Source organism: Mucilaginibacter sp. P4_E8 (assembly GCF_056401495.1).
In genome coordinates this window covers 1-8,329 of record NZ_JBFUJG010000183.1, presented here as the reverse complement: position 1 = coordinate 8,329, position 8,329 = coordinate 1, and the positions used below count along the sequence as shown (strand labels likewise).

The following is an 8,329-nucleotide window of genomic DNA, read 5'->3' as shown; positions in this document are numbered from 1 at the left end:
CTATAACCTCAGGGAAAAACTACGGCTTAAACATATCAAAAAGCGGGTACCTGTTTTATTCAGAGAATTTCTCGTTGATAGGTTACAAGGCTAAAAATCCATTTAACATTTCGGTTTCATTATCGCCTATTGAGGTGGGTAATAAAGTGATACTTAAAAACATATTTTTTGACACCAATAAATTCGATCTGGAATCGGAATCAAAATCGGAGTTGATGAAACTGATTGAATTTTTAACAGCAAACCCAACTGTACATATAGAAATATCCGGACATACTGACAATGTAGGCCCCGATCAGATCAATCAAACCCTATCCGAAAACCGGGCCAAATCAGTTTATCAATATCTGATAACTAATGGCATTGTAGCCAGTCGCCTGGTTTATAAAGGTTATGGCAAAACCCAGCCTATTGCCTCCAATGATACGGATGAAGACCGCGCCAAAAACCGGAGAACCGAATTTAAGATCATTTCAAAATGAAAAAAATATTATTCGGCTTAATCCCTATCGCGTTGTTTTCTTGTGCCGTTACCCACACCACTACAAATTCGGGCAAACCCTGGCAAAATAAAGTACAGCAGATACCCGGCAAAGTGGAATGCGAATATTACAATACAGGTGGTGAGGGAGTTGCTTATCATGATTCGGACAGTTTAAATAATGGCAGCGGTAAGCTTAATCCAGCAAATGGGACATATTTAAACGAGTTCAGGATGCATGAAGGCGTTGATATTTCTTACACAAAAGCCCATGACAGCATTGATAACAACCCACACAATGTTGTACAACCAAAAATGGATCAGCTATATGTTGGCTGGACAGTACCGGGCGAGTGGATCAAATACACAGTAAATGTTAAAGAATCAAGAAACTACCGGGTTGATGTGATGTATACCTCCAATGGCGATGGTTCTATATCACTTGATCTTGACGGTAACGAGATAGCGAAAAACCTGAAAATTAATTCAACCCACGATGACCGTGATACGGTTAAATGGCGCCAATGGCATCATTGGAACAGATCTGATTCATTAACCACCATAAGCCTTAAAAAAGGTATTCATGTGCTTACTTTACACATCCTCACTAACGGGAATATGAATTTGGATTATTTGGAATTTAAATAAAGTGGACAAATAGTTACATGCCAATTATACCGCAAAACCTTCCTTTAACAAAAAAGCCTTCAGAACTCAATCCAAAGGCTTCTTTAATTTTATTCAGGATATTTTAGTTACCCATTTCTGATATGAATTTGATACGCATCAGCTGTACTTCTTCGCGGGTGTAATCATCATTACCCAACTCGGCCAGTGCGTCATCAATAGAGTCGGCTTCAGCAGTACGGAAATAATCAAACACTTCTTCCTGCTTATCCTCGTCAATCACTTCATCAATATAATAGTTCAGGTTAAGTTTTGTACCAGAATTGACAATGGTCTCCACCTCCTTTAATATTTCCTCGTAGGTGAGGCCTTTTGAAGCTGCAATATCATCCAGATTTAAATGACGGTCGATGTTCTGGATAATGAAAACCTTTAGTGCCGATTTGTTAGCAGCACTTTTGATCACCATATCAACAGGGCGGTCAATATCATTATCCTCTACATATTTTTGTATCAGATCGGTAAATGGTTTACCAAACTTTAGTGCCTTGCCGGCACCCACACCCGAAATTTGTTTCAATTCTTCGGTAGTAACCGGGTAATGGGTACACATCTCTTCCAGCGATGGATCCTGGAATATAACAAATGGCGGTAATCCCTTTTGTTTAGCCAGCTTTTTACGCAGGTCCTTGAGCATTTGCAGCAATTGAGTATCTAATGCCCCACCGCCTTGCTTAGGGCCATCAGCGTCATCATCGTCATCGGTATTTTCAATTACCTGGTTCAATACAAAACGTATGCTGTGCGGGTTGTCAATAAAGGTATTGCCTGCTTTTGTTAACCTTAACAAACCATATTGATCAATATCCTTTGAAAGATAATTATTGAGCAGGGCCTGCCTTAATAATGAATTCCAAAGATTTTTACCCAGTTCCTTGCCTGAGCCATAATAATCAAGCAGGTCATGCTCATAATTCTTTATCTGGGCATTTTCCTCACCCATTAGTATGCTGATGATATGATGATCATCAAATTTTTCGCCAATGTGCCTGATGAGGCTTAACGCCCTGTGCAGGTGTTCTTCGCCATCAAAGTGCTCTTTTGAACCACAGCAGTTATCGCACATATTATTGCAGCCTGCCTCATTAAAGTTTTCGCCAAAGTAATGCAGCAACTGTTTGCGCCTGCATACCGACGATTCGCAGTAATCAATAACCTCTTTTAATATTTGTGTACCAATTTCACGTTCAGAAACTGGCTTATCCTTCATGAATTTTTGAAGCTTGTCAATATCTTTTTCCGAATAGAACGCTACGCAAACACCTTCGCCCCCATCACGGCCGGCGCGCCCGGTTTCCTGATAGTAACCTTCCATGCTTTTAGGTACATCATGGTGTATCACATACCTCACATCGGGTTTGTCAATACCCATACCAAAGGCAATGGTAGCCACAATTACATCAACATCTTCCATCAGGAATTTATCTTGCGTATCTGCACGTACCTTAGGGTCTAACCCAGCGTGATATGGCAGTGCTTTAACGCCGTTTAAATTAAGCGCTTCGGCAACCTCTTCAACCTTTTTACGGCTAAGGCAATATATGATACCTGATTTTCCCTGGTTTTGCTTTACAAACTTCACGATCTCCTTGATCACATTACGTTTGGCACGTACTTCGTAAAAAAGGTTTGAGCGGTTAAATGATGATTTGTATATGGTAGCATTGTTCATCTGCAGGTTTTTCTGTATATCCTGCTGAACCTTTGGTGTAGCTGTAGCTGTTAAGGCTATAATTGGAATATTGTCGCCAATATTACTGATCACCTGACGTATTTTACGGTACTCTGGTCTAAAGTCATGCCCCCATTCAGAGATACAGTGCGCTTCGTCAACCGCTACAAATGATACCTGGTTTAGACGTAAAAAATCAATGTTCTCCTGTTTGGTCAATGATTCGGGCGCAACATACAATAACTTGGTTTTCCCGGCTAAAACGTCTTCTTTAACCCGGCCTATATCTGATTTGGTAAGTGATGAATTTAAGAAATGGGCTATACTATCTGACCCTCCAAAGGCCCTTAACTGATCTACCTGATTTTTCATCAAGGCTATCAGTGGTGAAATTACTATTGCGGTGCCTTCGCTCATTAATGCCGGCAACTGGTAGCACATGGATTTACCACCACCGGTAGGCATGATCACAAAAGTATCATTACCGGCCAGGATGTTAGTTATAATCGCTTCCTGCTCTCCTTTAAAGTTGTCGAATCCGAAAAAATTCTGGAGATTATCAAATAGCGACTTCTTAGTTTCTATCATTGTTTAACGTGATCTTGAGATGTATTTAAAAGTTTAAAGTAACAAATTTTTATGAATAAACGGTGGATTTACTTTTTAATTTTATACTAATATGATTATTGAATGAAAAACAATTTGTTTCTTTAATGTATTTAAGTTGTGAACAAAATGGCTATCCAACTATTTAGTTTTATTTAATACATAATTAACAGATTATTGTACACTTTTGCGCTGTCTAAACCAAATAAAAACTCTTTTACATACACATGAACAAAAATAACTATGCGATCATCATGGCAGGTGGTATTGGCAGCCGATTCTGGCCTATAAGCCGCTCATCGCATCCCAAACAGTTTATAGATATACTTGGAACCGGCAAAACCCTGATTCAAAACACCTATGAACGCTTCCTGAAGGTTTGCCCAAAAGAAAATATTTACGTAGTAACCAATGATAATTATACCAAACTGGTAAAAAATCAACTGCCCGACATGGCCGAAGGTCAGATATTAACCGAGCCGGTGATGCGTAATACCGCGCCTTGTGTGGCTTATGGTTGTTTTAAAATAGAAAGCCTGAACCCAGATGCTGTCATCGTAGTGGCTCCCTCAGACCAGCAGATCCTGGATGAGGATGCTTTTGTAAGCGCCATTGAAAAATCCCTGCAAACCGCTGCAGTCTGCAATTGCCTGATCACCCTGGGCATTAAACCCTCCAGGCCCGATACCGGTTATGGTTATATCCARTATACYGATCATGTGATCAATCATGATTTTCATAAGGTTAAAACCTTTACCGAGAAACCCACGCTGGAGATCGCCAAAACCTTTATCCAAAGTGGCGACTTTTTATGGAACGCGGGGATCTTTGTATGGTCGGCMGGGGCCATCGTGAAGGCATTTAGCCAGCATTTACCCGAGATGCATGAGATYTTTGCTGATGCCCGCCCGGTTTACAATACGGSTGATGAGAAAACCTATATCCATAAAGCCTACCAGCAATGTACCAATATCTCGATAGATTACGGGATCATGGAAAAGGCGGATAATGTGTATGTGCTGCCCTCGGAGTTTGGCTGGAGCGACCTGGGCACCTGGGCCTCTATTTATGAACTGGCCGACAAGGATTATGTGGGCAACGCGGTGATCCCGTCAGAAAAAGTGATCATGTATGATTCCTCGAACTGTATGGTGAATGTACCGGGCGAAAAGCTGGTGATATTACAGGGCCTGCATGATTTTATCGTGGTGGAATCAAACAATACCCTGCTTATTTGCCCGCGCGACCAGGAACAGAATGTAAAACAGGTAGTGGCCGACGTAAAGAGCAAGTTTGGACCTAAGTATATTTAGCCCCCAGCTTTTTGATTAACTTTACCTGCTCATTTACAGAAACTTGTTTCTGCTAATAACTATGAATAAAAACAGTAAAATATATATAGCCGGACATAACGGTATGGTTGGTTCGGCAATTACACGCAAGCTTCGTGAAAATGGTTTTGAAAATCTGTTACTCAAAAGTTCAAATGAGCTTGATTTGCGTAACCAGCAAGCGGTATCAGAATTTTTTGAAAAAGAAAAACCTGATTATGTTTTTTTGGCCGCTGCAAAGGTAGGAGGGATAGTAGCCAACAACACTTACCGGGCCGATTTTTTGTATGAAAACCTGATTATGGAATGTAATATTATACATTCGGCATATGTTTCAGGTGTAAAAAAGTTAATGTTCCTGGGCAGTTCCTGCATCTACCCTAAACTGGCTCCTCAGCCTTTAAAAGAAGAGTATCTGCTTACAGGGCCTTTAGAGTATACCAACGAACCTTATGCCATAGCCAAAATTGCAGGGATAAAACTTTGCGAAACTTACCGTGACCAGTATGGCTGTAACTTTATCAGCGTAATGCCAACCAATTTATATGGTACAGGCGATAATTATCATCCCACAAATTCACATGTTTTGCCGGCAATGATCCGTAGGTTTCATGAGGCAAAACTTAAGGGCGAAAAAACAGTTACCATTTGGGGTACCGGAAATCCGAAAAGAGAATTTCTTTATGCTGATGACCTGGCCGAAGCCTGCCTGTTTTTAATGGAAAACTATAATGAAAAAGAGCTGATCAATGTAGGGACAGGTGAAGACTTAAGCATTGCCGAATTGGCAAACCTGGTTAAAAGTGTTGTTGGTTTTGAGGGAACATTGGTTTTTGATACATCAAAACCTGACGGTACTCCCCGTAAGCTAATGGATGTAAGTAAATTACATAACCTGGGGTGGCGGCATCACACTACATTAACAAACGGTATTTTATCGGCCTATCGCGATTTTACTGATAAACATACAGCAAATCACGAACGATAATAGTTTATTCATTTTAAATAATACTTACTGGCTTTAATAATATCTGATAGCTTTGTACAAAATAGCTGTTGCCGAGCTGGTATAAAATATTAATAAATATATGACGATTACTCCAACCCCGATTGAAGGGCTTATTATTTTAACACCACGCATTTTTAATGATGATAGAGGCTATTTTTTCGAATCATTTAATGAAGCGTCATTTAATGATGCGGCCGGTTACCAGGTTCAGTTTGTGCAGGATAATCAATCCTTTTCAACAAAGGGAGTATTGCGTGGGCTTCATCTGCAAAAAGGCGAATATGCCCAGGCTAAACTTGTTAGGGTAACACAGGGCGAGGTGTTAGACGTTGCTGTTGATCTGCGTAAAGCATCGGCTACTTATGGTCAATATCAAAGTGTATTGTTGTCAGCCGATAATAATAAGCAGCTTTTTATTCCCCGTGGGTTTGCGCACGGATTTATTGTATTAAGTGATACGACTATTTTTCAGTATAAGTGTGATAATTACTACAATAAACAAGCCGAAGGCGGCTTGCATTATGCCGACCCTGCTTTAAATATCGACTGGCAATTAAGTGCCGATGAACTAAATGTATCAGATAAAGACAAAGAGTTACCTTTCCTGAAAGATGTAACCGATCTTGGATTTTAAAAACGGAACATCTATAAATTCTAAACATACACCTATCAATATGCAAAACATTGTAGTTTTTGGAGCTTCTGGTCAACTGGGGCAATGCCTTAAAAAAGTTGCGGAGATAAAAGATATTAACTTCATTGTTTTCCCTCCCGAAACAGAAGCAAATATTTTAGATATGGATGCTATATCAAAAGTATTTGAACAATACAAACCAGCTTATGTAATTAACTGCGCTGCCTACACCGCGGTTGATAAAGCCGAGGATGATATTGATATGGCCCGCAAAATAAACAGGACTGGTGCTGCTAATCTTGCTACACAATGTAAAGATCATGGTACTGTGCTTGTTCATTTATCAACAGATTTTATTTTTAAAGGAGATAAACCTTACCCGCTTATTGAAAGTGATGTTACTGAGCCAATAAGTGTTTACGGCCTTACTAAACTGGAGGGCGAACAGGATGTTATTAGCATATTGCCCCGGCACTACATTTTACGCACAAGTTGGTTATACTCTGAATACGGCAACAATTTTGTAAAAACAATGCTGAAATTAGGTGCCGAGCGTGCCGAGCTGAAAATTATTGCCGATCAGATTGGCTCGCCAACATATGCTATTGATCTGGCTGCCGCCATACTTGATATTATAACAGCCGGCGGCGAAAACTTTGGCATCTATCATTATAGTAATGAAGGCGTAACTTCGTGGTATGATTTTGCCAAAGGTATATTTGATCTGGCAGGCAGTAAAGTAAAGGCTTACCCTATACGTACCAGTGAGTACCCTACCAGGGCAACACGCCCGGCTTTTTCTGTAATGGATAAAGCAAAAATTAAAAAGACGTTTAATATAGAAATACCTTACTGGAGAGATAGCCTTGCCGTTTGCTTGCAAAAACTGAAATAATAAACTTATTAGCCACAGCCATTTGTATACCAGCATACTATGAGATTTGAAAACATCGACTTATTAAAAGGGTTACTGATTATCTTGGTCATATCCGGACATGTTTTACAGGGCTCGCTCTCTGAAAACTTCGCCAGATACATTATTTATAGCTTCCATATGCCGGTTTTTATTGGGATAAGTGGCTTTTTGTTTAATAGTGCAAAAATTGGTTCAGTTTCGTTTAAAGAGTTAATATCAAAGTACCTATTCAGGGTTATAATTCCCTGGGCAATTGCAGTTATTGCTTATATGGTTATTGTTAACGGGGAACAGCTTAAACATGGCCATAAACTGGGTATGTTGGTCATGTCATTCGTATCTCCGTATTATCATTTATGGTTTATACCGGCATTCCTGAGCTGGGTTTTTATAACCTGGTTATCAGAAAAATTAAAAATTGGCATTAAAGGTTTGTTGGTTTTTAGTGGTATTGTTTCTTTGGGCTTTTTGATACTGTCATACTACCCTGCTTTTTATAAAAGTCCACCGGCTTTAAACAAGGCTTTAGATTTGATACTTGGCACATTTAAGCCGCAGTTTTATGTATTTTTTGTTTTTGGGATTTATTTAAGAAATCACCCTGTTAAAAATAAATTAATGCATTTTGTAGCCTTGGCAAGTTTTATAGGCATTGTGGCATTGTTTTTCTGCCCGAATAAAATTTTAGGCATTATCCTTTTCTTCCTTTTTAACCTGTCGTTCCTAAACCTCCTCACGGCAAAAGCCAGGGAGAACTTTTTTCCACATGTAAAAAGTATACAATGGATAGGCGTAAATTCATTAGCTATTTATTTATGGCATGTGGTTCCAATTATACTGGTAACAAAATTGGTTGGTACAAATAACCTGTTGTTGTTTTATGGGGTAGCCGTTACGGCAGAGGTTATATTCATTTTAATAATTGCTCAGATAAGCAAAATAAAATCCATCAATAAGTACGTTTTTGGGATGGGGTAGTGGTACTGCATATAC

At 39.5% G+C, this 8,329-nt stretch carries 8 protein-coding genes; 7 read left to right on the top strand and 1 reads right to left on the bottom strand.

From position 1 onward, the window contains the following. Nucleotides 1-482 (top strand): OmpA family protein (locus AC1DRQ_RS27960; protein ID WP_477428871.1); only part of this gene is annotated, 482 nt, incomplete at its 5' end. Next, the gene (locus AC1DRQ_RS27955; protein WP_477428869.1) at nt 479-1,129 is read left to right on the top strand and encodes a carbohydrate-binding protein; all 651 of its coding nucleotides are present in this window, start codon (nt 479-481) and stop codon (nt 1,127-1,129) included. The genes AC1DRQ_RS27960 and AC1DRQ_RS27955, both read left to right, overlap by 4 nt. 103 nt (nt 1,130-1,232) lie before the next feature. Here AC1DRQ_RS27955 and recQ read toward each other — a convergent pair whose 3' ends face one another. Continuing rightward, a complete protein-coding gene (gene recQ / locus AC1DRQ_RS27950) occupies nt 1,233-3,425 on the bottom strand; it encodes a DNA helicase RecQ (protein WP_429393987.1) in 2,193 nt (730 codons plus the stop codon). A 248-nt stretch (nt 3,426-3,673) separates the two neighbouring features. On the opposite strand from recQ, the gene AC1DRQ_RS27945 reads away from it, so the two are divergent. The 5 genes from AC1DRQ_RS27945 (at nt 3,674) to AC1DRQ_RS27925 (ending at nt 8,314) form a co-directional block, all read left to right on the top strand. Continuing rightward, nucleotides 3,674-4,759 carry a mannose-1-phosphate guanylyltransferase gene (locus tag AC1DRQ_RS27945; protein ID WP_477428867.1) on the top strand — a complete coding sequence of 362 codons (1,086 nt, stop codon included), beginning with the start codon at nt 3,674-3,676 and terminating at the stop codon, nt 4,757-4,759. Between the two features lie 61 nt (nt 4,760-4,820). Beyond that, nucleotides 4,821-5,765 (top strand): GDP-L-fucose synthase, encoded by a 945-nt coding sequence (fcl, locus tag AC1DRQ_RS27940; RefSeq protein WP_477428865.1) that lies wholly within the window; start codon nt 4,821-4,823, stop codon nt 5,763-5,765. A 100-nt stretch (nt 5,766-5,865) separates the two neighbouring features. Continuing rightward, a complete protein-coding gene (rfbC, locus tag AC1DRQ_RS27935; RefSeq protein ID WP_477428863.1) occupies nt 5,866-6,420 on the top strand; it encodes a dTDP-4-dehydrorhamnose 3,5-epimerase in 555 nt (184 codons plus the stop codon). A gap of 40 nt (nt 6,421-6,460) precedes the next feature. Next, on the top strand, nt 6,461-7,315 hold the full coding sequence (gene rfbD / locus AC1DRQ_RS27930; protein ID WP_477428861.1) for a dTDP-4-dehydrorhamnose reductase: 855 nt from the start codon (nt 6,461-6,463) through the stop codon (nt 7,313-7,315). A 39-nt stretch (nt 7,316-7,354) separates the two neighbouring features. Continuing rightward, nucleotides 7,355-8,314: an acyltransferase family protein gene (locus tag AC1DRQ_RS27925; RefSeq protein WP_477428859.1), complete on the top strand. Its 960-nt coding sequence runs from the start codon at nt 7,355-7,357 to the stop codon at nt 8,312-8,314. Nucleotides 8,315-8,329 lie beyond the last annotated feature (15 nt).

Coding starts and splice junctions, on each gene's coding strand:
- AC1DRQ_RS27955 (WP_477428869.1), top strand. CDS start 479: ATGAAAAAAATATTATTCGGCTTAATCCCTATCGCGTTGTTTTCTTGT.
- fcl (WP_477428865.1), top strand. CDS start 4,821: ATGAATAAAAACAGTAAAATATATATAGCCGGACATAACGGTATGGTT.
- rfbC (WP_477428863.1), top strand. CDS start 5,866: ATGACGATTACTCCAACCCCGATTGAAGGGCTTATTATTTTAACACCA.
- rfbD (WP_477428861.1), top strand. CDS start 6,461: ATGCAAAACATTGTAGTTTTTGGAGCTTCTGGTCAACTGGGGCAATGC.
- AC1DRQ_RS27925 (WP_477428859.1), top strand. CDS start 7,355: ATGAGATTTGAAAACATCGACTTATTAAAAGGGTTACTGATTATCTTG.